This window comes from Sphingopyxis sp. Root1497 (assembly GCF_001427085.1).
Classification (GTDB): domain Bacteria; phylum Pseudomonadota; class Alphaproteobacteria; order Sphingomonadales; family Sphingomonadaceae; genus Sphingopyxis.
Map to the genome: position 1 here is coordinate 900,787 of NZ_LMGF01000005.1, position 21,281 is coordinate 922,067.

A 21,281-nucleotide genomic window follows, 5' to 3' on the forward strand; every position below is an offset into this window, starting at 1 on the left:
AGTGGTTGAGCCTCAAACGCTCTCGCGTTCTTTCAGCCAGCCGATCCCGCGGCGCAGCAGGTCGTAGAAGACCGGCAGGTCCCAGGCGCAGCGATCGACCGTCGGCCACCACTCCATCATCGGCTGCAGGTCGTAATGCCCCCGGCAATGGCCGAGCGTGAGGTACAGCACCGCGCCCGCGCCATGTTGCTTGATGTAGAAGACCGGATAGGTTCCCGGCGCATCCTCGGCCTCGACGAAGCCGGTGCCCGGCCCGGTGCACTCGGTGTCGAGCAGCACATGCAGGTCGCCATGTGTTTCGAGGTGATAAAGTTCGTCGGTGGTCTCGAAGGGCTCGATGCCTTTGGTCAGCGCATGATCGGGGTCGGCGACGCGCACCGTATAGGGTTCGATCGCGGGGTGGGTGATGAACTGCGAGCCGAGCAAATCCATCATCAGCGGCGCCCAGCGCGGCGCGTCCCAGACGCCGGTATCGAGCAGCCGCAGGATCGAATTGGTGCCGTGCAGCGCATACCAGCGTCCGCCGCGCTTCAGCCAGTCGCGCAGCGCCTCCTGCGCCGGCAGCGACGGGGTGACGTCGCAGGTATAGGTGATGAGGATGTCGGCGGCCTCGATCGCGGCGATATTGTCGTAATTTTCGAACACCCGGGTGCGGATGCGCGGGTCCTCGGCGAGCAGCTTGAGCAGCTCGAGCCGCGCGAAATCCATGTCGTGCCAGACGCCGCCGCAGATCAGCACACAATCGATGCGGGGCGGATGTTCGCTGTCGCTCATCGTCGGTCCTCTCCTGTTTATGCTTCCATCATGCGAGACGTGTGCCGGCCCGTCACCTTGCTGTATTGATAGGTTCCTGTCGCGAGCGAAACTGGCAAGAAGGCGAAGAGAGGAGAGGCGCGATGCAGCAACGACTGCGCGACAAGGTCGCTTTGGTCACTGGCGGGACGAGCGGGATCGGCGCGGCGACGGTGCGGCGGCTGGTCGGGGAGGGCGCGCGCGTCGTCTTCACCGGCTCGAACGCCGAGGCGGCGGCCCGCGTCGAAGCCGACACCGGCGCGATCTTCCGCACCCACCGCGTCGAGGATGCGAGCGTGTGGGACGCGCTGATGGCCGATATCGAGGCCGAATATGGCCGTCTCGACATCGCCTTTGCCAATGCCGGGACCGAGGCGGGCGATGCGAGCGTCGAGGATATCGACATCGCCGCGTGGAACCATATCGTTGCGGTCAACCAGACTGGGGTGATGCTGACCGTTCAGCACGCGATCCGCGCGATGGCGCGGAATCCTGGCGGCGCGGCAGGATCGATCATCGTCAATTCGTCGATGAACGCGCACCGCGCGATGGGCAATTATGCCGCTTACTCGGTGACCAAGGCCGCGGTCGTCGCGCTCGTCAAATCGGCGGCGATCCATTGCGCGGGCAAGGGGTACAAGATCCGCGTCAACGCAATCCTGCCCGGTGTCGTCGAAACCGACATGATCCGCGGCGTCATCGACCGTTCGCCCGACCCCGCCGCCGCGCGCGCGGCGTTCGAGGGCATGGCGCCGATGAAGCGGATGGCGCAGCTCGACGAGATCGGCGCGCTCGTCGCCTTCCTCGCGTCCGACGAGGCGGGTTTCATCTCGGGCGCCGACTATGTGATCGACGGCGCGACGACCGCGGGCATGATGGGGGTCTAAGCGACCTCAGCCCCGCTCGATCCGGTAAAGGCCGCGATGCTCGCGCGGTTCGCTGCGTTCATATTGCGGCGGCACCGCGATCGTCGCGCCCAGCGCGGCGGCGGCGTGCCAGGGCCAGCGCGGGTCGTAGAGCGCGGCGCGCGCGATCGCGACCATGTCGGCGTCGCCGTTCGCGACGATCGCCTCGGCCTGCGCGGCGTCGGTGATCAGCCCGACCGCGATCACCGGCATCGCGACCGCATCCTTGACCCGGCGCGCGAGCGGCACCTGATACCCCGGCGACAGCGCGATTTGCTGCGCCGGATGCAGCCCGCCGCTCGACACGTTGATCGCCGCGCAGCCGCGCGCTTCGAGGGCGCGTGCGAAGGCGATCGTTTCCTCGATCGTCCAGCCGCCGTCGACCCAGTCGGTCCCCGACACGCGGACGGTGACCGGCCCGCCAAAGGCGGCGTGCACCGCGTCGAAGATTTCGAGCGGGAAGCGCATCCGGTTTTCGAGGCTGCCGCCATAGGAATCGTCGCGCCGGTTCGACAGCGGGGAGAGGAACTGGTGGAGCAGATAGCCGTGCGCGGCGTGGAGTTGCACGGCGTCGATCCCGAGCCGGGCCGAACGCCGCGCGGCGTCGGCAAAGGCGGTGCGGATGCGGTCGAGCCCGGCGTCGTCGAGCGCAAGGGGCGCATTCTCCGTGTCGAGGAAGGAGATCGCCGATGGCGCGAGCGTTTGCCAGCCGTTCGCATCGCCGGGGGCGATCTGGCCGCCGCCGTCCCATGGCTTCGCGGTGCTCGCCTTGCGCCCGGCATGGGCAAGCTGGATCGCGACGGGGACGGCGGAAAAGCGGCGGATCGACGTCAGCACCCGCGCCATCGCGGCTTCGGTCGCGTCGTCATAGAGGCCGACGTCGGCGTAGCTGATCCGCCCTTCGGGCGTCACTGCGGTCGCCTCGATCGTCAGCGCGCCGGCGCCCGACATCGCGAGCTGGCCGAGGTGGATCAGATGCCAGTCGGTCATGCATCCATCCTCGGCCGAATATTGGCACATCGGCGCGATGACGATGCGGTTGGGCAGCGACAGCGCGCCGATGTCGATCGGGGTGAACAAATGGGCCAAGATCGCCTCCCGCTGGTGATGAGATAGGTCCCTCTAAACGAAAATCCGACGGGACCCATGGTCAATTTGCCGAGTATCTTCGGCTGCAGGGAGGGCAAGCCCCAGCCCAAACCCAAGCCAAACTCGCAGCCGCGATAGCAAGACTATATTTCCTTCACGGAACGTCGTGATAAAGGAAGCGAACGGGCAAACGCGGACGCCCGTCCAGGCGCTCGCCGCCCAAGTTCCGCTCCACGGGCCGCATTTTGCGGCAGGAGCGCGCTTGGCATGACGATTCTCGAACCTTCTCCCCCTTCGCTCGGCCTTTTTCGGCTGTTCCTGAAGTTCCTGCGCTTCGGCTTCCTCGCATTCGGCGGACCGGTCGCGCAGATCGCGATGGTGCGCCAGGTGCTCGTCGAGGAGGAGCGCTGGATCTCCTCGACGCGTTTCAACCGGCTGCTCGCGGTGATGCAGGTCTTGCCCGGGCCCGAGGCGCATGAGTTGTGCGTCCATCTCGGCATGGTCGCGCGCGGCCGGATCGGCGGGCTGCTCGCGGGACTGGGGTTCATGCTGCCGGGCTTTTTCCTGATGCTGCTCGCGGCCTGGCTCTACGACAGCTGGATCGTCGGCCAGCCGGGGACGGCGAGCATCTTTTTCGGCATCCAGGTCGTCGTGCTCGCGATCATCCTGCGCGCGGTGCAGCGGATCGGCAGCCATATCCTCGAGGACGGATTGCTCTGGATCATTGCGGGGGTCAGTTTTGTCGCGACGCTCGCCGGGGTGCCGTTCTGGATTCCGCTGCTGGCCGGCGGGCTGGTCTATGCCTTGTCCGCACGCAAAACGCTTGCCGCGATGGTCCTCGTCGCGGCGGCGGCGCTGGCGTGGCTGATCCCGGCATCGAACGGCTTCCACCCTGCAGTGAATGTGGTGGCGGCGGGTCCGGCGACGACGCTCGCCCTGTTCATCGCGGGGCTGAAAGGCGGGCTGCTGACCTTCGGCGGCGCTTATACCGCTATCCCTTATGTGCGCGCCGATACGGTGGGGCGCGGCTGGCTGTCCGACGGATCGTTCCTCGATGGGGTCGCGCTGGCGGGCATCCTGCCGGCGCCGCTCGTCATCTTCGCGACCTTCGCGGGCTATGTCGCCGGCGGATTTCCGGGGGCGCTGGCGATCACCATCGGCATGTTCCTGCCCGCCTTCGCCTTCTCGATGATCTTCTTCGAACGGCTGGAAGCGGTGGTCGAACATCCGGCGCTGCACCGCGTGCTCGCGGGCGTTGCGGCCGCGGTCGTCGGGGTCATCGCGGCGACTTTGGTCCAACTCGGCTGGTCGACCGCCGAGCGCGCATCGGGGTTCGTGGCGCCGGTGCTGATCTTCGCGGTCGCGCTGGTTCTGGTGTGGAAATTGAAGGGCAAGTTCGTGATTCCGGCGCTGGTGCTGGCGGGCGGGGTCGCGGGCTGGCTGCTGGGCCTATGAGGCGCGCTCCGCCAGCACGTCATAGTGCCGCCCGAAGCCATAGCGGGTGAAGCGAGCAAAGCCCGCGCCGCGCAGCCGCGCCTCGATCGCGGCGGCGTCGGTCCAGCGGCGGTCGACCTCATAGAAGATCGCGGCGATGCGCGGCAGGTGCGTCGAGGCCGCCAAGGCTTCGATCACGGTCTCCTCATGCCCCTCGACGTCGATCTTGACGACCAGCGGGAAACGTTCGTCGATCGATGCGTCGACGTCGACGATGCCGAGGATCCGGATCGTTTCGCCGGTGGCGGTGCTGTTGCGCAGGCTCGCGGTGCCGCTGTGCGCGGCGTCCGTGGCGATCGTCGCGGTGCCGGATTCGAGCGAGACCGCGGCATCGACGGCGCGGACTTTTTCGCTGTCGCCGTTGAGCGCGATATTGTCGGCCAGCCGCGCAAACGTCGCGGCGACGGGTTCGAAGGCGGTGACGGTGCGGCAATGCGGATTGGCGGCCGCGATCAGGCTGTAGAGCCCCTGGTTGGCGCCGATGTCGACGAAGGAAAAGGGGCGGCGCTGGTCCGCCAGATAGTCGGCAAGGACGCGGCCGTAGGTGGCGTGATAGCAATATTGGAAGGTGCGGTCGCGCCAGTTGGCGCGCATCAGCACGCCGTAGCGGGTGCGCACCGGATCGGCGGCGGTGCGGCGGAGCGCCGACAACAGCCGCGCGCGCCATTTGGCGAGCGTCTTGAACAGGCCATATTCGATGAAAGCGCCGACGGGCGAGGGGGCGACGAGGCTGGTCATGCGCGCCCCATGAAATCGAGGATTGCGGTCGCTGCACGCTCGGACGACGGGCGCGCGTCGAGGTCGAAGCTATAGGCGAACTGGTTGCGCTGGCGGCGGCGGTCGGCGGGTTCGAGCATCGGCACCTCTTCGAAGGCGGCGGCGAAATCCTCGAGCGTCTCGACCACCGGACCTGCCTGCCAATGCGCGAAATCCTGATTGCCGCGCCAGGCGTGGCCGCGCGGGTTGAGGAAGACGCAGGGGCGCGGGCGGCGGAGAAACTCATAAACCTGGCTGCTCGCGTCGCCGAGGTAGATGTCGGCGGCGTCGGTATAGGTCATGTCGAGGCTGGCCGGGCTGCCGGTGTCGATCAGCATATGGTCGCGGTCGTAATGCGCGGGATCGGGCAGCCGGTTCCAGCCGAGCGCGAAGGGAGACAGCGACGCGGTCACCCGTTTTTGGAACAGCATGACGTGCGGCGCGAAGATCAGGTTGTACCGGTCGCTGTTCGCGAACCAGTTGAGGATCTGCGGCCCCATGCGGTACCAACTGGACAGCGCGGGCGAAGGGTGCGGATTATAGAGAACGGTCGGCCGGTCCTTGACGAACAGGCGCGGGCGCGGGCTGCGCGGCGGCAGGTCGAATTTGGGATAGCCGACGATCGCATGGCCGTCCTCGCGCAGCAGCCCGGCGTCGGCCAGCCGGTCGCGGATCTTCGCGCCCGACATCAGCACCAGGTCGAACTTGCCGCTCGCCTTGTCGAAGCCGATCGCGCGGTCACCGGCGCCGTGGCGGGTGTGGACCAGCTTGAGATTGTCGAGCCCGAAATGCGTCTTGAGCAGCAGCGAGGTTTTTTCGGGGACGACGAGCGCGTCGAGGTCGCGGAAATGGTCGAGGTTGCGGCGCAGCACCGACAGCGTGTCGGCGGGCACCGCACCGCCTGTCGCGCGCCGCGCGGTACCGGCCAGACGCGACGCCGGGCGCAGGCGGACGATGTCGGGGCGCGGCCCCGCTTCGCGATCGACAAGGCGCGTGACCTCGGCCTCGCTGCCCGCGGAGACGAGGATGCGGATGTCGGCGCGGTTCGACAGGCGGCGGAGTGCCAGCGCGACGGGGAGGGCGTGGGCGACCTGGTGGCCGCCGCTGTGGTTGAACAGGAAACCGATGCGCATGGGGTCAGTCCTTGGGCTTGCGCCAGTCGAGCACCGGCCAGCCGCGCGCGGCGGCGATGGCGGCAAGCCGGGGCGAGGGGTTCACGGCGACGGGCTCGTCGCAGAGGTCGAAGAGCGGCAGGTCGGAGGCGTGGTCCGAAAAGAAGCGGATATGCGCGGCGTCGCGATCGATGCCGGCGCGCGCGAGGAAGGCCTGAACCATCGCGCATTTGTCGGCGCCGTAACAATTGGTGCCGGTGATGGCGGGGACGAGGTGGCCGTCGCGCCACGACGAACCCGTCGCGACGACGTCGCCGATGCCGAGCCGGCGCGCGAGCGCGGCGGTGTAGAAATGCGGCGCGGCGGTCGCGAGCAGGATGCGGCGTCCGGCGGCGCGTTCGCGCTCGATCAGGGCGAGGCCCTGGCGATAGAGGCCGCGCGCGACGAGGTGCTGGGCGAAGCGATCGGCAAGGCGCGCCGCCTCGCGCTCGCGCAGCGCACCGCCGAGCGCGACCCGGTGCATCGCCTGCTTCATCCGGCCACGCGGCAGCAGTTTCAGCGCGTAGAGCAGCGCGAGCGGCAACAGCAGCGGCACGAGCAACAGCCGCCACGGCGCGCGCGTCCGCGCCGCGAAGAAAAGAAAGGGGGTGTAGGTCGGCAGGATGGAGAGGGTGCGGTCGAGGTCGAAGACCGACAGCAGGGCCGGAGCCGGCGCGATGACGGCTTGCGGTGCCTGCGCCGCGATATGCATTTCCGCCCGACCCATGGTCTGCTCCTTGTCCGGAGCGAGCCATGGCGGCGGCGGTTATCGGCTCGGTGGGCTGAAGATTTGATTTTGGCCATGTTCGGCATCGCGGCGCGAAGATGACGAAAATCAAATGTTCGAAAGCGTGGCGGTGCGCCGCCCGCTTGCCTAAGGGAAGGGGATGCAAATCCTGGTGATCGAGGACGATGCCCGTGTCGCGGAGCATATCGGCAAGGGGCTGAAAAGCGCCGGCCATGTCGTCACGCACGAGGCCGACGGCCGCGCCGGACTGATCCGCGCCACCACCGACGGTTTCGACCTGATCATCGTCGACCGCATGCTGCCCCATGTCGACGGGCTGACGATCGTGCAGACGATCCGCGCGACGGGCGACGCGACGCCGATCCTGTTCCTGAGCGCGCTGGGCGAGGTCGACGAGCGCGTCGCGGGACTGCGCGCCGGGGGCGACGATTATCTGACCAAGCCTTTCGCGATGTCCGAACTGCTCGCGCGTGTCGACGTGCTCGCGCGGCGCGGGCCGGCGATCGTCGCCGAAACGAAGCTTGCGGTCGGCGACCTCGAGATCGACCTGCTCGGCCAGCAGGTGAAAAGGCAGGGCAAGGCGATCGACCTGACGACGCGCGAATATCGCATCCTGACCTATCTCGCGCGCAACGAGGGGCGGGTGGTGACCCGGTCGATGCTGCTCGAACATGTGTGGGACTATCAGTTCGACCCGCAGACCAATATCATCGACCAGCATGTCAGCCGGCTGCGGCAAAAGGTCGATCGCGGCTTCGACGCGGCGCTGATCCACACGGTGCGCGGCACCGGTTATCTGATGCGCGCGGGATGAGCGGCGGGCGCCTGCGACGCGTCTTGCGCAGCCTGACCTTTCGGCTCGGGCTGATCTATGTCGCGCTGTTCCTCACATCGCTGGCCCTGCTGTTCGGCACCGCCTGGTGGATCGGCGTCCATCGCCCGCTGACCGCCGAAGCCGACCGGGTGCGTGCCGAAGCCGCAGCGCTGGTTCGCATCGACGCGACCCAGGGACGCGCGGCGTTGATCGGGGCGCTCGACCGGCGGCGCGAAGGCGCCGGAAAGACCCGCGCCTTCCACGCGCTGGTCGGTAGCGGCGGCGTCGTCGCGACGGCCAATCTGCCGAGTTGGCCACGCGAGCAGATCGCGGGCTGGCAGTTGCTGGAGGCCGACCTTTATTTCGAGGGGCAGGAGATTGATTTCGAAGCGCTGGTCGTCGAGCGCCGGCTGGCCGACGGCGCGCGCCTCATCGTCGGGCGCGATGTCGAGGAGATCGACGATCGCGACGAGATGTTCACGCTCAATTCGGCGTGGATGATCGCGATCGCGGCGCTGCTCGCGGTCGGCGGCAGCCTGGCGATGGGCGCGGCGATCAGCCGCCGCATCGACGCGGTGACCCGCACGGCGCGGCGCGTGATGGCGGGCAGCCTGACCGAGCGCATCCCGCTGCGCGGCACCGGCGACGATTTCGACGAACTGGCCGAAACGCTCAACCTGATGCTCGGGCGGATCGAGGAATCGGTCGAGTCGGTGCGGCGGGTGTCGGACAATGTCGCGCACGAACTGCGCACCCCGCTGGCACGGCTTCACGCCGACCTCGACGAACTGCGCACGGCCGACAATGATGCGGAGCGCGAGCGGCTCGCCGAACAGGCGGTCGCCGAAGCCGAACGGTTGCAGGCGATCTTCGACGCGCTGCTGCGGATCGCGCGGATCGAGAGCGGGCGGCATTTCGCGGGCACGAAGCCGGTCGACCTGTCGCTGTTGCTCGCCGACGCGGTCGAGCTGCACGGACCCGACGCCGAGGACCATGCCCAGACGATCGCGGCGCGGATCGCACCGGGGCTGACCATCGAGGCCGACCGCAACCTGTTGTTCCAGGCGATTTCGAACCTGCTCGACAATGCGGTCAAATATGGCGGCGAGGGCGGCAGCATCGGCGTCGAGGCCGATGCGGTCGACGGCCGGATCCGGGTCGCGATCAGCGATCGCGGGCCGGGCATCGCGCCCGCCTATCGCGAGCGGGTGAAGGAGCGATTTTTCCGCCTGCCCGAGACCGCGGGGCGACCGGGAACCGGGCTGGGCCTCGCACTCGTCGCGGCGATCGTCGCGCTGCACAAGGGCAGCATGGAGATCGGCGACGCCGCGCCGGGGACGAAGGTCGTGCTGACCTTCTGACCCCTATGGTCGCGGCGCCGTCCGCCGCGATCGGCGCCTTCGCGTCAGAACAGGTGGATGTCGTGCCGCTGCAATCCAATCTGCCAGTCGGTCCATTGATCGGGTGCGGTATCCGCCATCCAATGCGAGGCAAATCCGCCGGTATCGAACACCAGATTATCGTGCCCGGTCGTGCCGGAACCGACGGGCGCCAGGAACAGGTCGCCACCCCAGCCGCCGGACCCCATCAGCAGGTCGCCCGCCGCCGCACCCTGCGCCGCCGGGCTGGCATAGATGAAATCGCCCGACTGCAATTGTGCCTTGGTCACGCCGCGCAGCGTCACCAGATCGCCGCCGCCCAGATCGATGACCGCGTTGCCACCGACATTCTGGGTCGCATCGATCACCGCCTGATAGTCCAGGAATCCGCGCTGCGAGAGGTCGATCCTGTCGGTTCCCGACAAGAAATCGGTGATCAGATCCTGGCCTGAATCCGCGAAGAAGCGGAAGATGTCGGCGCCGCCGCGGCCGGCGAACTGGTCGTTGCCCTGGCCGCCGACCATGGTGTCGTTGCCCTCCCCGCCGCGCAGCACGAAAGTCCCGTTGGTCTCGGCCGATCCGTCGAAGTTCAGGGTCTCGGTCGCCCCAAGCGGCTTGGCATCGACGATCAGCTGCGCGCCGCTGGCGACATTGCCGTCGACGGTGGTGATCACATAGCTGTAGCTGTTTCCGGCGGTATCGCGGAAGCTCGTGTCGCTGCCCGACAACAGATTGATGCGCTCGATACTGACCAGGCTGGTCGCGGCGAAGGTCAGGCCCGCGCTGTAATTGCCCTGCAACACAAGCGTGTCGGTGTGGCCGCCGCCATTGACCCGATCCGCGGCGGTCATCGCGGCACCGAAGTAGAAGAGGTCGTTGCCGACAAGCCCCGACACGGTGTCGTCGCCGCCTTGCGACAGGTTGAAGATGTCATTGGCCGTGGTGCCGGTGATGACATTGTTGGCGCCATTGCCGTGCAGTTCGTCGCCCGGGCCTTCGAGACCGCGGACCATCACGGTGACCGTGGCGGTCGACCCGCCGACCAGGCCATAGGTGAAGGTGTCGGGTACATAGCCGTTGGCCGCGCCGAGCTGTATCGCCAGCGTGTTCTTGATCAGATAGTCGAACTTGTGGTTCGGGTCGTAGGTATAGGTCCCGTCGCTGTTCACCGTCAGCAGCGCGCCCGAAGGCAGGGTGATCGGGGTGCCGAAGGTGATCACGTCGCCATTGACCGAGCGGACGACCGCGGACTGGCCACCCGATGCCACGATATCGTTGGCGATCAGATTGCCGCTGACGGTCACATTCTCGCGAACCTGCGTCGTTTCGCCGACCGCCGTCGCCCGGGCGCCGATCAGCGCTTCCAGCGCGGCATCGGCCTGGATCAGCCCCCAGCCGGTGTCGATGTCGTAACCCGTGCCCGTGAGCACGCCGATGTTGTGGGTCGGGCGGCCGGTGGCGAGCGCCTGGATATCGATCGCGGTCGTTTCGAGCGCGGCCTGGATTTGCGCCGGGGTCGCATTCGGCGCCGCTTGAAGCAGCAGCGCCGCGATCGCGGCGGCATTGGGCGCCGCCGCCGACGTGCCGTAGAAATTGGGCAGGGTGTCGAGGTCGCTGCTGATGTCGCTGCCGAAGAAGGTGTTGTTGCCGCCGTCGGCCATCGTGATGTCGACGGTGGTGCGCGTCTCGGGCGTCGCCAGCGCATTGCCGTCGGTGTCGAAATAGATTTGCTGACCGCCGCGCGAGGTGAAGTTTTCGCCCAGCGGCGGGGTCTGGCCAAAGGCGGGGGTGTTGAACCAGTCCGCCGCCGCGACGCCGATCGCGCCCGCCGCGTTGGAATGGCCGAACGAGGTCGAGCTGTTGGTGGCATATTCGCTCGCCGACCAGGTGCCGCCGAAGGTGACATATTTGATGAAGGTCGGGTTGGTGCCGACAGGATCGACGCCGATCGAGAGGGTGAAGCTGCCATTGCCGTTCAACTGCGCGAGTTCAAGGGCGTCGGCGTTGATATTGTTGCTGTCGATGATCGTGATCACCGTGCCGTTGGTCTGGCGGAAGATAAGCGCTAGGTCGGAATTCCCGCCGACCCCGCTCGCCGAGAAGAAGGATTGCGCCCATTGCAGGTCGTAGATGACCGAGCCGGTCTGTGACATCAACTGGGTCGAATCGATCCCGGCGCCGGGATCGAAATCGTGCAGGCGATAGGTGATGCCGTTGGCGGTAAAGGTCTCGCCCGAATCGCGGAACACCGATTCATAGGAGCGCTGCGCCTGATTGCCCGCCGACGAGAAATATTGGACCCCGCCCGTCGTCACCGCATCGACCGCCTGTGCGATGATGCCGTCCTGGAACATCGGTTCGGCAAAATAGATGATGTCGTCGACGATGATATGGGCGCCGGCGTCGGCGAGGGCCTGGATGCCGGCGGCGAACACCGCCTGACCGCCCTGCGCGGTGTGGAACGACAGAGTCGCGCCCGGCGCGATGTCGTGCGCGAGCTGCATCATCGCGCGGCCTTCGTCGCGGTTCTGGGCGAGGGTGCTGTCGAGCAGCACCTCCACCCCGGCGGGCAGGTCGCCGCTGGCGACGTCCTGCGCATAATGGATGGTCAGCGCGGCGCCCGTGGTGGTCAGCGTCGCGGTGTTGAAGCTGTCGGAGATGAAGCCGATCTTCACGCCGCTGCCGTCGAGGCCGTAATGATTCTGCACCAAATCGGCGTTGCCCGAAAAGACGTTCTGGCTTTGCACCGAACCGGCGCTCGCCATCGAATAGGCCGGCCGCGCGAAATTCAGGTTGGCGAGCGCCGCCAGATCGTCGATCGCGCTGAGCGGAATATAGCCGCCGACAAGCGCGCCATAGGCGATGCCGCCTTCGAAGCCGAGCGCTTCGAGCTGCGCGAGCAAGGCCGCACCATTGCCGTCGAGTGCGGTCGCGTCGATCGCGACATAGCCTTCGACGACCGGGGCGATGCTGTTGCTGCTCTGAAAATCGGCGAGCGCGCTGGCACGCGCGGCGTCGTGCAGCCCCATCACCGCGAGGCTCGATTCGACGAACAGGTCGCCAAGGCCGAACTGCAATTTGCCGAAATCGGCGTCGGCGGCGACCATGCCGGCTGCCGTCAGGGTGGACAGGTGGGTGGCCGACAGCGCGGACTTGGAGTCACCCCAGCCGACGGTAAAGATCGGTCCGGCATCGACGGACGCGCCGTCCGTGGCGCCCGGTTTCGCGGCCGGCGCTGCGGTGTCGCTTTGGCGCGACGATAGGGTTTGACGGCCCGCCGACTGGTTGTCGCCCGACAACGCCCTGTTCGCCCGGCCACCCAATGTGGCCGTGTCATATGCATCGATTTTCATGTCAGCCCCCTGACTATCAAGTTGGCCGCGATGTCCTGGTCCGGCATCGAACGCCAACGGTCGCGACTCGCGCGAACGGAGCATCGTCTCAGAAAAATCGAATCGTTACTAGGGGGTTAACTTTACGGCGCTATTACTTTACTTCTTCTCGACCAGTTCGCGCAGCAGAAAGGCGTGAAGCATCGCGGCGCGGATCGCGTCTTCGGCATGGTCGGCGCCGACCGAATGGCCGCCCTCCATATATTCGTGATAATAGACGCGATTGCCGAGTTCCTTCAGCCGCGCGGCGAATTTGCGCGCGTGGCCGGGGTGGACGCGGTCGTCCTTGGTCGACAAATAGAGGAAGATCGGCGGGTATTTCACGCCCTTCCTGATGTTCTGGTATGGCGAATATTTCGACATGAAGGCCCAGTCGCCGGGCACGTCGGGATCGCCATATTCGGCGACCCACGAGGCACCAGCGAGCAGCTTGTTATAGCGCTGCATATCCTTCAGCGGCGAACCCGAAATGACCGCGCCATAGAGGTCGGGCCGCTGTTCCATCGCCGCGCCGACGAGGACACCGCCGTTCGAACGGCCCGAAATGGCGATCTTGCCCTTGGCGCTGACGCCGGTGGCGACCAGATCCTCGGCGACCGCGTGTAGGTCGTCGAAGCTGTTCTGGCGCTTCTCGCGCAGCGCCGCCTGATGCCAGGCGGGACCATATTCGCCGCCGCCGCGGATGTTGGCGAGGACATAGGCATTTCCGTCCTCGACCCAGAAGAGTCCGAGCGGGCCGGCGCGATAGGGCTGGCCGGTGAGATAGCTCGGCGTCTGCGCGGCGCGAAAGCCGCCATAGGCATGGACGAGCGCGGGGACGGGGCCGGTGGCGCCGGTCTTGCGGACGAGGAAATAGGGGATTTTCGTCCCGTCCTTAGATGTCGCGAAGCGCTTTTCGACACGCATGCCCTTGGCGTCGAAGGTCGCCGGCAGGCTCTGGACCGCCGCTGCCGCCTTGCCCTCCGACACCGCGTAAAGCGTCGGCGGCACCAGCATTGTTTCGGCGGTCGCGAGGATGATGTCGCGCTTTGCGACGGCACCGGCGATCGTTACCGTCGCATTGTCGGCGAGCGCGACGTCCTTCTGGCTCCATTTTCCGGTCTGGGGGTCGCGGCGCAACGCGAACAGCTTGCCCTCGACATCGTCGAGCGCCTTCACCCACAGGATATTGTCGGTCGCGGCGACATCTTCGATCGCCTGCGCGTTCGTCGGCGTCATCGCGGTGACGATGGGCACCTGACGGTCGGCCGACATATCCTCGAGCGACAACGACACGAGCGACCCCGCGGCGACGCCCGACCATTCCTTGTTGAGGAAGATGACGAGCTGGCCGTCGATGACGTCGCGCACGCTCGCGGTGTCGGGGACGATCGTCGAGATATAGCGCGACGCGTCGATGTTCGGCAGCTTGTAATCGGCGGTGTAGAAGGTCTTGCCGCGGCTGATCATCGGCCAGCGCTTGTCGCCGTCGGTGAAGGCGAAGACGTTCATGCCGACGTCTTCGGTTTCTCCCTCGGCGACCGTCTCGGCCGATGCCAGCGCCGTGCCGCGCTTCCAGCGCTTAACGATGCGCGGATAACCCGACGCGGTCATGCTACCTTCGCCATAATCGGTCGCGACGAGCAGGGTGTCGGCATTTTCCCACGTCACGCTGCTCTTGGCGAGCGGAACGGTGAAGCCCCCGTCGACGAATTGTCCGGTGCTGCGGTCCCATTCGCGGACGATATCGGCGTCGGTGCCGCCGGGGCTGAGCGAGACGAGGCAGCGCGTATAGGCTGGGGCGAGGCAGTCGGCGCCGTGCCAGACCCAACTCTGCTTCTCGGCCTTGCCGAGCGCGTCGACGTCGATCAGCGTCTTCCACTCGGGCGTGCCCGCGAGATACGCATCGAGCGGACTCTGCCGCCAGATCCCGCGGGGGTTCGCGGCATCGCGCCAGAAATTGGTGATCGTATCGCCCATCACCTCGCCGGGCATCGCGATCTGACGGTCGTCGTCGAGGATATCGCGCGCGCGCTTGCGATCGGCCTCGAAACCGGGGCGCGACCGGATCAGCGTGTCGGTCTCGGCATTTTCCTTTTTGACCCAGTCGAGCGACTTCTGGCCCTCGATATCCTCGAGCCAGAGATAGGGGTCTTTGGCCTCTTTCTCGGCGGCGACCGCGATGGTGGCGAAGGAACAGCTCAAGGCGAGCCCGGCAAGTGTAACGCGGATCATGTCTGGAAATCTCCCCGGGGTGTGCCGCTGTGCTAGCACCTCGATACAGCCCAGGGGAAGAGCCGCCGCTGCAATATAAGCCTCGTCTTTGCGAGCGAAGCGAAGCAATCCAGTGCGGTTACCGTACACTCTGGATTGCCGCGTCGCCATCGGCTCCTCGCAACGACGATGAATATCATTGATCGATGATGATCGTCCCCGGGTGATGCTTGTCGAGATGCTTCTTGATGATCTTGAGGTTGCGCGTGTTCGACCGGAACAGGAAGTCGAAGGCGTCGCCGACGAGCGGGATCGCGCCGAGCGTCGTGTCGACTCCCAGATTGCCGACCATGCGCCAGATCTTCCATTTCGGCATGCCGAGGTTGCGCGCCTCCCAGATCAGATAGGCGCCCATGACCGCGGTGATGACGTCGCCGACCACCGGCACCAGCCCGACGATCGCGTCGAGGCCGACGGGACGGTTGATGCCCGGGATGACGAAGCTGCGTTCGAGGATGATCTCGAGCGTCTCGACCCGCTTGCGCAGCGCGGCGGGGTCGCGGCGATTCTGGATCAGCGCGTCGAACAGCGCGTCGGTGTCGGGAGACGAAGGGGCCATCGGGGTCCTTTCAAGCAGCGCTCGAAATGGAACGCTCGAATATCGGTCGGTGTATTAGTTGGGTAGGGCAATCAAGTGATTCAAGGGGTGCTGGCTGCGGCCGTTGGCGCGCAGCCCGGTCAGCCGCTGCGATGCGACCGACCAGCGCAGCGGGGTCGCGATCGGAATGAAGGGCGAATAGCCCGCGAGCAATTGCTCGGCCTCGCCGATCAGGCGCGCGCGGTCGGCGGCGCTGGTTGCGGCGGTCGCTTCGTCGATCCGTTGCTGGGCGTCGCGATGGCACATGGTGTCGGCGCGGCAGGACAGGCGGCGCAGCCCCCACAGGGCATCGTCGTTGGGCATCACTTCGTCGATCAGTCGGAGGTCGGCCGTCGCGGTCATGGCGACGCGGCGGCTGGGCATGCCGATGCGCGTGAAGTCGGCGGCGATATAAGCAAAAAGGATGCGGCCGCCCGGCGAGTCCGGCACCGCGATGCGCAATGGTTCGACGACATTTCCGCTGTCCCTCCACGCATCGACGGCGCGTTTCGCCTGCTCGAAGCGCATTTGTTCGGGATAGTCGGCCCAGGCGGGCAGCAGTGGGGTCGGTCCGACGTCGCGCGTGTAAAGGTCGGGGCGCAGCGTGACTTGCGGCTCCCATTCCTGAAGCCCGAACGCACCGACGATCCGCTCGCGTCGGAGCGCGCGCGACAGCGCCTCCCGATTGGCCTGGACGCCGAGAAAACCGTCGATGCTGACGATGCTGAGGCCGAAGAGTCCCGGAACCGGATCAACGACGAGCCGCGAGCGGCCGATGTTCGAGGCGACGAAATAGGGCAGGGTCGAAAAGCGCCCGCCGACGACGCCGTCGGCATAGCCGTTCTTGAAGCGCGCGAGCGCCCCCGCCGCCGAGGTGCCGGTGAGTTCGATCGATGCGGCGGGATCGGCGGCCGCGGCTTCGGCGGCGTCGGGATCCTCGGCGAGCGGATCGGCGACCGGGGTCAGCAGCATCGCGCGGCCGGTGCGTTTGGGGCGCATCGGACCCCAGCCGAGTCCGCGGTTGACGATCGCCATCGACGGTTGGGCGAGCAGTTCGAGCATCCCCGGCTGCGGCACCGACAGGCGGATTTCGATGACGCTGTCGGTCATCGCCTTGATCGTCTCGATCTCGGGAAAATCATCCTTGAGCACATGTTTGCTGCGCGGCGCGCGATAGCCTTCGAGGATGTTGGCGACATCGGCGGCGGTCACCTTGCGCCCGTTCGCCCATTTGGCCTCGCGGATGCGGAAGACATAGCTGCGCCCGTCGGCGGTGACCGTCCAGCGCTCGGCAAGGCCGACGTCGATCTGTCCCTCGCCGTCGAAGCTGACCAGCCCCTGCGAGGTCGCGTCGAGCAGCGCCGCATTGGCGGCGGACAATTCGCCGTTGATCGGGTTGGCGGCGCTGTTGAGAGCACCGATCGCCGCGATCCGTACCGGCCCGCGTTCGCCGAACAGGCCGCAGCTGCCGAGCGCGAGCGCCAGCAGACCGGCGGCGGTCAGGCGTCCGATGGTTCGCGAAAGGGGAATGTGCAGGGGCATCGCGGTCATCATAGCCAAGCGGCGCGAAACCGGAAGGGTGCTAACGCGCCGCGGGACCTTGAAGGGTGGGGCGCTGGTGCGGACGCCGGGACTTGAACCCGGATATCCAGAGGATGGCAGATTTTAAGTCTGCTGCGTCTACCGATTTCGCCACGTCCGCCCAGCGGTGTCGGTCAAGCCTATGCCCCCGATGAGGTCAAGCGCTGTTTGCGGGTTCACCCGTCCGGTTCCGTCAGCTAGATGACCGCCCATGGAAGCTGTTCTCACCATCGCCGGACTCGGCAAGACGTACAAGAGCGGTCACACCGCGCTGTCGTCGGTCGACCTCACCATCAACAAGGGCGAGATTTTTGCGCTGCTCGGGCCGAACGGCGCCGGCAAGACGACGTTGATCAGCATCGTGTGCGGTATCGTCACCGCGACGAGCGGGACGGTGACCGTCGCCGGCCACGACCATGCCCGCGACTATCGCGCCGCGCGGTCGATGATCGGGCTGGTGCCGCAGGAACTGCATACCGACTCGTTCGAGACGGTGATGGCGACCGTCAGCTTCTCGCGCGGCCTGTTCGGCAAGCGCCGCGACCCGGCCTTCATCGAGCAATTGCTGCGCGACCTGTCGCTGTGGGACAAGCGCGATTCCAAGATCATGGAATTGTCGGGCGGCATGAAGCGCCGGGTGATGATTGCCAAGGCGCTGAGCCACGAACCCGAAATCCTGTTCCTCGACGAGCCCACGGCGGGGGTCGACGTCGAGCTGCGTCGCGACATGTGGCAGATGGTCCACGGGCTGCGCGAACGCGGGGTCACGATCATCCTGACTACCCATTATATCGAGGAGGCCGAGGAAATGGCCGACCGCGTCGGGGTGATCAGCAAGGGGCAGTTGATCTTGGTCGAAGAGAAACAGGCGCTGATCAAGAAAATGGGACGCAAGACGTTGACGCTGAACCTCGCCGAGCCGCTCGAGGCGGTGCCCGCGGAGCTGGCCGACTGGAAACTCGAACTGGCGGGCGACGGGCATGAGCTGGTCTATGAATTCGACAGCCAGGCCGAGGCGACCGGGGTGCCGTCGCTGTTGCGCCGAATGAGCGACATCGGGGTGGGGTTCAAGGACCTGCACACCCGGCAAAGCTCGCTCGAGGATATTTTCGTCGGGCTCGTCCACGAACCCCGGGCCGCGAAGGGAGCCGCCGCATGACCGCGAACTGGCGCGGCGTCCGCGCGATCTATCTGTTCGAACTGGCGCGTTTCGGGCGTACCGTCTGGACCAGCCTTGCGCTGCCCGTCATCACCACAGCGCTCTATTTCGTCGTCTTCGGATCGGCGATCGGCAGCCGGATGAGCGAAGTCGGCAACGTGCCCTATGGCGCCTTCATCGTCCCCGGGCTGATGATGCTGACGATGTTCACCGAAAGCATCAGCAACGCCAGTTTCGGCATCTATATGCCCAAATGGACCGGCACGATCTATGAGATGCTGTCGGCGCCGCTGTCGCCGCTCGAAACGGTGATCGCCTATGTCGGCGCGGCGGCGACCAAGTCGGTGATCATCGGGGCGATCATCTTTGCCACAGCGCATCTGTTCGTCGACGTCCAGGTCGTCCATCCGCTGTGGATGGTCGCCTTCATGATCCTGATGGCGGTGACCTTTTGCCTGTTCGGGTTCATCATCGGCATCTGGGCGCAAAGCTTCGAGCAGTTGCAGGTGATCCCGCTGCTCGTCGTCTATCCGCTGACCTTTTTGGGCGGCGCCTTCTATTCGCTCGACATGCTGCCTGCCGCCTGGCGGACGATCACGCTGTTCAACCCCGTCGTCTATCTGATCAGCGGCTTTCGCTGGACCTTCTTCGGGCAGGGCGACGTCGGCATCGAGGTCAGCATGGGCGCGGTCGCGCTGTTCCTGACGCTCTGCCTGAGCGTGATTTTCTGGATGTTCCGGACCGGCTACCGCCTCAAGAATTGAGCGCGGAATATTGCGCTCCGTCATTGCGAGCGAAGCGAAGCAATCCAGGGCGGTTCACGCCAACCTGGATTGCCGCGTCGCTTCGCTCCTCGCAATGACGAAGTTTTGGGACCTGGACGATCGTTGGCAACTCAGTCGTTGAGCCGCTCGCGCATTTCCTTGCCGGGCTTGAAATAAGGCACGCTTTTGGCCTGCACATCGACCGCCGCGCCGGTGCGCGGATTTCGGCCGGTGCGCGACTCGCGACCGCGGGTCGAAAAGGCGCCGAAGCCGCGCAATTCGACACGGCCGCCCGAGGCGAGCTGGTCCACGATGGAATCGAAAAACACATCGACGATCTTCTCCACCTCTTCGAGGCGCAGATCGTTGTTTTCGCTAGCGATCTTTTGAACCAGTTCCGACCGGATCATTGGCTTCCCCTATTTTTCACGCGCATCGCTGGATGCAGGCTCCCGGTCTTTGCCGGTTCGGTGCGTGAGACCCCTCCCAACGCGCCGCCAGACTAACATGAATCAAGCGGGGCGCAAAAGATATCGCCGAATCAAAAGGCCCGCCGGACGCATCCGGCGGGCCTTCTGTCTCATTCTGGTGACAAGGGGCTGGGATCAGCCCTTCTTGCCGGCCTTCAGCGCTTCGCCGAGGATGTCGCCGAGCGACGCACCCGAGTCCGACGAACCATATTGCGCGACGGCCTGCTTCTCTTCGGCGATCTGCATCGCCTTGACCGAGAAGCTGGGCTTTTTCGAGCGGTCGAAACCGATGACCATCGCGTCGAACTTCTGGCCGACCTGGTAACGTTCGGCGCGCTGTTCGTCGCGGTCACGGCCGAGGTCGGCGCGCTTGATGAAGCCGGTGGCGCCATCGTCGCCGGCCTGAACTTCGAGGCCGTTGTCGCGGACTTCGAGGACGGTGACGGTGATGACGTCGTTCTTCTTCACCGAACCGGCAGCGGCGACACCGCCGCCAACGGCAGGCGCACCCTTTTCGAGCTGCTTGATGCCGAGGCTGATGCGTTCCTTCTCGACATCGACGTCGAGAACGACGACCTGCACGGCCTCGCCCTTGCGGTGGAGGTGCAGCGCTTCTTCGCCCGAGATGCCCCAAGCGATGTCCGACATGTGGACCATGCCATCGACGTCGCCCGGCAGGCCAACGAACAGACCGAATTCGGTCGCGTTCTTGACTTCGCCTTCGACGACCGAGCCGACCGGATGCTCATCGGCGAACGCGCCCCAGGGGTTCGACTGAGCCTGCTTGAGGCCCAGCGAGATGCGGCGCTTGTCGCTGTCGACTTCGAGGACGATGACGTCGACTTCCTGGCTGGTCGAAACGATCTTGCCGGGGTGGACGTTCTTCTTGACCCAGGACATTTCGCTGACGTGGACCAGGCCTTCGATGCCGGCTTCGAGTTCGACGAACGCACCGTAATCGGTGATGTTCGTGACCGTGCCCGACAGCTTCGCACCGACGGGGTATTTGGCGGCGACGCCTTCCCACGGATCGCTTTCGAGCTGCTTCATGCCGAGGCTGATGCGCTGCGTGTCGCGGTTGATGCGGATGATCTGGACGCGGACATTGTCACCGATGTTGATGACTTCGCTCGGGTGGTTGACGCGCTTGTAGCTCATGTCGGTGACATGGAGCAGGCCGTCGATGCCGCCGAGGTCGACGAACGCACCATAGTCGGTGATGTTCTTGACGGCGCCTTCGATGATCTGGCCTTCTTCGAGGTTCTGGATCAGGCCCGAGCGCTGTTCGGCGCGCGTTTCTTCGAGGATGGCGCGGCGCGACACGACGATGTTGCCGCGGCGGCGATCCATCTTGAGGATCTGGAAGGGCTGCGGCAGGTCCATCAGCGGGCCGACGTCGCGCACGGGGCGGATGTCGACCTGCGAACCCGGAAGGAACGCCACGGCGCCGCCGAGGTCGACGGTGAAGCCACCCTTGACGCGGCCGAAGATGACGCCTTCGACGCGAGCTTCCTTGTTGAATTCTTCTTCCAGGCGGTCCCAGGCGGCTTCGCGGCGAGCGCGATCGCGGGACAGCATGGTTTCGCCATTGGCGTTTTCGACGCGGTCGACATAGACTTCGACTTCGTCACCGACTTTGATGTCGGCCTTCTGGCCCGGCATGGCGAATTCGCGAAGCGGCACGCGGCCTTCGCTCTTCAAACCAATGTCGATCACTGCCAGGTCGTTTTCGATCGCGGTCACGGTGCCCTTGACGACGCGGCCTTCAAAGCCGCCGTCGGCACCACCAAGCGATTCATCGAGCATCGCGGCAAAATCGTCGCGCGTCGGGAAAGCCGTAGTGGCCATAGATGTGTCTTCCTTACTTCGTTTGTTCCGGCCAAGCGGTTGGTTCCGCTGGTCTTAATGGCCGATATGCCGTGCCTGCCGAATGCATTGCACAGCATCCTTCGGACCT

At 65.9% G+C, this 21,281-nt stretch carries 17 protein-coding genes and 1 tRNA gene; 6 read left to right on the forward strand and 12 right to left on the reverse strand.

What is annotated here, in order from left to right; all coding sequences use genetic code 11:
• Positions 1-12 precede the first annotated feature (12 nt).
• On the reverse strand, positions 13-774 hold the full coding sequence (locus ASD67_RS18780; protein ID WP_056350456.1) for a ThuA domain-containing protein: 762 nt from the start codon (positions 772-774) through the stop codon (positions 13-15).
• A 122-nt stretch (positions 775-896) separates the two neighbouring features.
• Here ASD67_RS18780 and ASD67_RS18785 point away from each other — a divergent pair, with 122 nt between their 5' ends.
• Positions 897-1,679: an SDR family NAD(P)-dependent oxidoreductase gene (locus tag ASD67_RS18785; protein ID WP_056350457.1), complete on the forward strand. Its 783-nt coding sequence runs from the start codon at positions 897-899 to the stop codon at positions 1,677-1,679.
• A gap of 6 nt (positions 1,680-1,685) precedes the next feature.
• On the opposite strand, the gene ASD67_RS18790 is transcribed toward ASD67_RS18785, so the two are convergent.
• Positions 1,686-2,786 (reverse strand): NADH:flavin oxidoreductase/NADH oxidase, encoded by a 1,101-nt coding sequence (locus ASD67_RS18790; RefSeq protein ID WP_056350459.1) that lies wholly within the window; start codon positions 2,784-2,786, stop codon positions 1,686-1,688.
• A gap of 267 nt (positions 2,787-3,053) precedes the next feature.
• Here ASD67_RS18790 and chrA point away from each other — a divergent pair, with 267 nt between their 5' ends.
• Entirely contained in the window at positions 3,054-4,241 is a 1,188-nt protein-coding gene (gene chrA, locus ASD67_RS18795; protein ID WP_056350461.1) for a chromate efflux transporter, read from the forward strand.
• Here the strand turns inward: chrA and ASD67_RS18800 are convergent.
• From ASD67_RS18800 to ASD67_RS18810, 3 genes are read right to left on the reverse strand one after another with little or no spacing between them, the layout of a single operon-like run.
• Positions 4,236-5,018, reverse strand: coding sequence for an FkbM family methyltransferase (locus tag ASD67_RS18800; RefSeq protein ID WP_056350462.1), 783 nt, complete (start codon positions 5,016-5,018; stop codon positions 4,236-4,238). The two genes, chrA and ASD67_RS18800, sit on opposite strands and share 6 nt — an antisense overlap.
• Entirely contained in the window at positions 5,015-6,169 is a 1,155-nt protein-coding gene (locus ASD67_RS18805) for a hypothetical protein (RefSeq protein WP_056350464.1), read from the reverse strand. The genes ASD67_RS18800 and ASD67_RS18805 overlap by 4 nt, the downstream gene beginning before the upstream one ends.
• Positions 6,170-6,173: 4 nt before the next feature.
• Entirely contained in the window at positions 6,174-6,914 is a 741-nt protein-coding gene (locus ASD67_RS18810) for an HAD family hydrolase (RefSeq protein ID WP_056350466.1), read from the reverse strand.
• 160 nt (positions 6,915-7,074) lie between these two features.
• On the opposite strand from ASD67_RS18810, the gene ASD67_RS18815 reads away from it, so the two are divergent.
• Together ASD67_RS18815 and ASD67_RS18820 are read left to right on the forward strand one after the other, a co-directional pair.
• Positions 7,075-7,749, forward strand: a complete 675-nt coding sequence (locus ASD67_RS18815; protein WP_056350469.1) for a response regulator transcription factor — start codon at positions 7,075-7,077, stop codon at positions 7,747-7,749.
• A 23-nt stretch (positions 7,750-7,772) separates the two neighbouring features.
• Positions 7,773-9,110 (forward strand): HAMP domain-containing sensor histidine kinase, encoded by a 1,338-nt coding sequence (locus ASD67_RS18820; protein WP_162248616.1) that lies wholly within the window; start codon positions 7,773-7,775, stop codon positions 9,108-9,110.
• Between the two features lie 44 nt (positions 9,111-9,154).
• Here the strand turns inward: ASD67_RS18820 and ASD67_RS18825 are convergent, their stop codons facing one another.
• The 5 genes from ASD67_RS18825 to ASD67_RS18845 form a co-directional block, all read right to left on the reverse strand.
• Positions 9,155-12,481, reverse strand: a complete 3,327-nt coding sequence (locus tag ASD67_RS18825) for a S8 family serine peptidase (protein ID WP_056350473.1) — start codon at positions 12,479-12,481, stop codon at positions 9,155-9,157.
• 138 nt (positions 12,482-12,619) lie between these two features.
• On the reverse strand, positions 12,620-14,734 hold the full coding sequence (locus tag ASD67_RS18830; RefSeq protein WP_056350475.1) for a prolyl oligopeptidase family serine peptidase: 2,115 nt from the start codon (positions 14,732-14,734) through the stop codon (positions 12,620-12,622).
• 175 nt (positions 14,735-14,909) lie between these two features.
• On the reverse strand, positions 14,910-15,332 hold the full coding sequence (locus tag ASD67_RS18835; protein ID WP_056350477.1) for a DUF4112 domain-containing protein: 423 nt from the start codon (positions 15,330-15,332) through the stop codon (positions 14,910-14,912).
• Between the two features lie 54 nt (positions 15,333-15,386).
• A complete protein-coding gene (locus ASD67_RS18840; RefSeq protein ID WP_056352163.1) occupies positions 15,387-16,901 on the reverse strand; it encodes an ABC transporter substrate-binding protein in 1,515 nt (504 codons plus the stop codon).
• Between the two features lie 65 nt (positions 16,902-16,966).
• Positions 16,967-17,052: transfer RNA gene (locus ASD67_RS18845), tRNA-Leu, on the reverse strand.
• 90 nt (positions 17,053-17,142) lie between these two features.
• On the opposite strand from ASD67_RS18845, the gene ASD67_RS18850 reads away from it, so the two are divergent.
• Positions 17,143-18,090 (forward strand): ABC transporter ATP-binding protein, encoded by a 948-nt coding sequence (locus ASD67_RS18850; RefSeq protein WP_056350479.1) that lies wholly within the window; start codon positions 17,143-17,145, stop codon positions 18,088-18,090.
• Positions 18,087-18,854, forward strand: coding sequence for an ABC transporter permease (locus ASD67_RS18855; RefSeq protein WP_056350481.1), 768 nt, complete (start codon positions 18,087-18,089; stop codon positions 18,852-18,854). Before ASD67_RS18850 ends, ASD67_RS18855 begins: the two co-directional genes overlap by 4 nt.
• A gap of 131 nt (positions 18,855-18,985) precedes the next feature.
• On the opposite strand, the gene ASD67_RS18860 is transcribed toward ASD67_RS18855, so the two are convergent.
• A complete protein-coding gene (locus ASD67_RS18860; RefSeq protein ID WP_056350482.1) occupies positions 18,986-19,264 on the reverse strand; it encodes an integration host factor subunit beta in 279 nt (92 codons plus the stop codon).
• Between the two features lie 195 nt (positions 19,265-19,459).
• Positions 19,460-21,172 carry a 30S ribosomal protein S1 gene (gene rpsA / locus ASD67_RS18865; protein ID WP_056350484.1) on the reverse strand — a complete coding sequence of 571 codons (1,713 nt, stop codon included), beginning with the start codon at positions 21,170-21,172 and terminating at the stop codon, positions 19,460-19,462.
• Positions 21,173-21,281: the final 109 nt, after the last annotated feature.

Coding starts and splice junctions, on each gene's coding strand:
- chrA (WP_056350461.1), top strand. CDS start 3,054: ATGACGATTCTCGAACCTTCTCCCCCTTCGCTCGGCCTTTTTCGGCTG.
- ASD67_RS18840 (WP_056352163.1), bottom strand. CDS start 16,901: ATGACCGCGATGCCCCTGCACATTCCCCTTTCGCGAACCATCGGACGC.
- ASD67_RS18800 (WP_056350462.1), bottom strand. CDS start 5,018: ATGACCAGCCTCGTCGCCCCCTCGCCCGTCGGCGCTTTCATCGAATAT.
- ASD67_RS18860 (WP_056350482.1), bottom strand. CDS start 19,264: ATGATCCGGTCGGAACTGGTTCAAAAGATCGCTAGCGAAAACAACGAT.
- ASD67_RS18815 (WP_056350469.1), top strand. CDS start 7,075: ATGCAAATCCTGGTGATCGAGGACGATGCCCGTGTCGCGGAGCATATC.
- ASD67_RS18825 (WP_056350473.1), bottom strand. CDS start 12,481: ATGAAAATCGATGCATATGACACGGCCACATTGGGTGGCCGGGCGAAC.
- ASD67_RS18780 (WP_056350456.1), bottom strand. CDS start 774: ATGAGCGACAGCGAACATCCGCCCCGCATCGATTGTGTGCTGATCTGC.
- ASD67_RS18855 (WP_056350481.1), top strand. CDS start 18,087: ATGACCGCGAACTGGCGCGGCGTCCGCGCGATCTATCTGTTCGAACTG.
- ASD67_RS18805 (WP_056350464.1), bottom strand. CDS start 6,169: ATGCGCATCGGTTTCCTGTTCAACCACAGCGGCGGCCACCAGGTCGCC.
- ASD67_RS18830 (WP_056350475.1), bottom strand. CDS start 14,734: ATGATCCGCGTTACACTTGCCGGGCTCGCCTTGAGCTGTTCCTTCGCC.
- ASD67_RS18835 (WP_056350477.1), bottom strand. CDS start 15,332: ATGGCCCCTTCGTCTCCCGACACCGACGCGCTGTTCGACGCGCTGATC.
- ASD67_RS18850 (WP_056350479.1), top strand. CDS start 17,143: ATGGAAGCTGTTCTCACCATCGCCGGACTCGGCAAGACGTACAAGAGC.
- rpsA (WP_056350484.1), bottom strand. CDS start 21,172: ATGGCCACTACGGCTTTCCCGACGCGCGACGATTTTGCCGCGATGCTC.
- ASD67_RS18785 (WP_056350457.1), top strand. CDS start 897: ATGCAGCAACGACTGCGCGACAAGGTCGCTTTGGTCACTGGCGGGACG.
- ASD67_RS18810 (WP_056350466.1), bottom strand. CDS start 6,914: ATGGGTCGGGCGGAAATGCATATCGCGGCGCAGGCACCGCAAGCCGTC.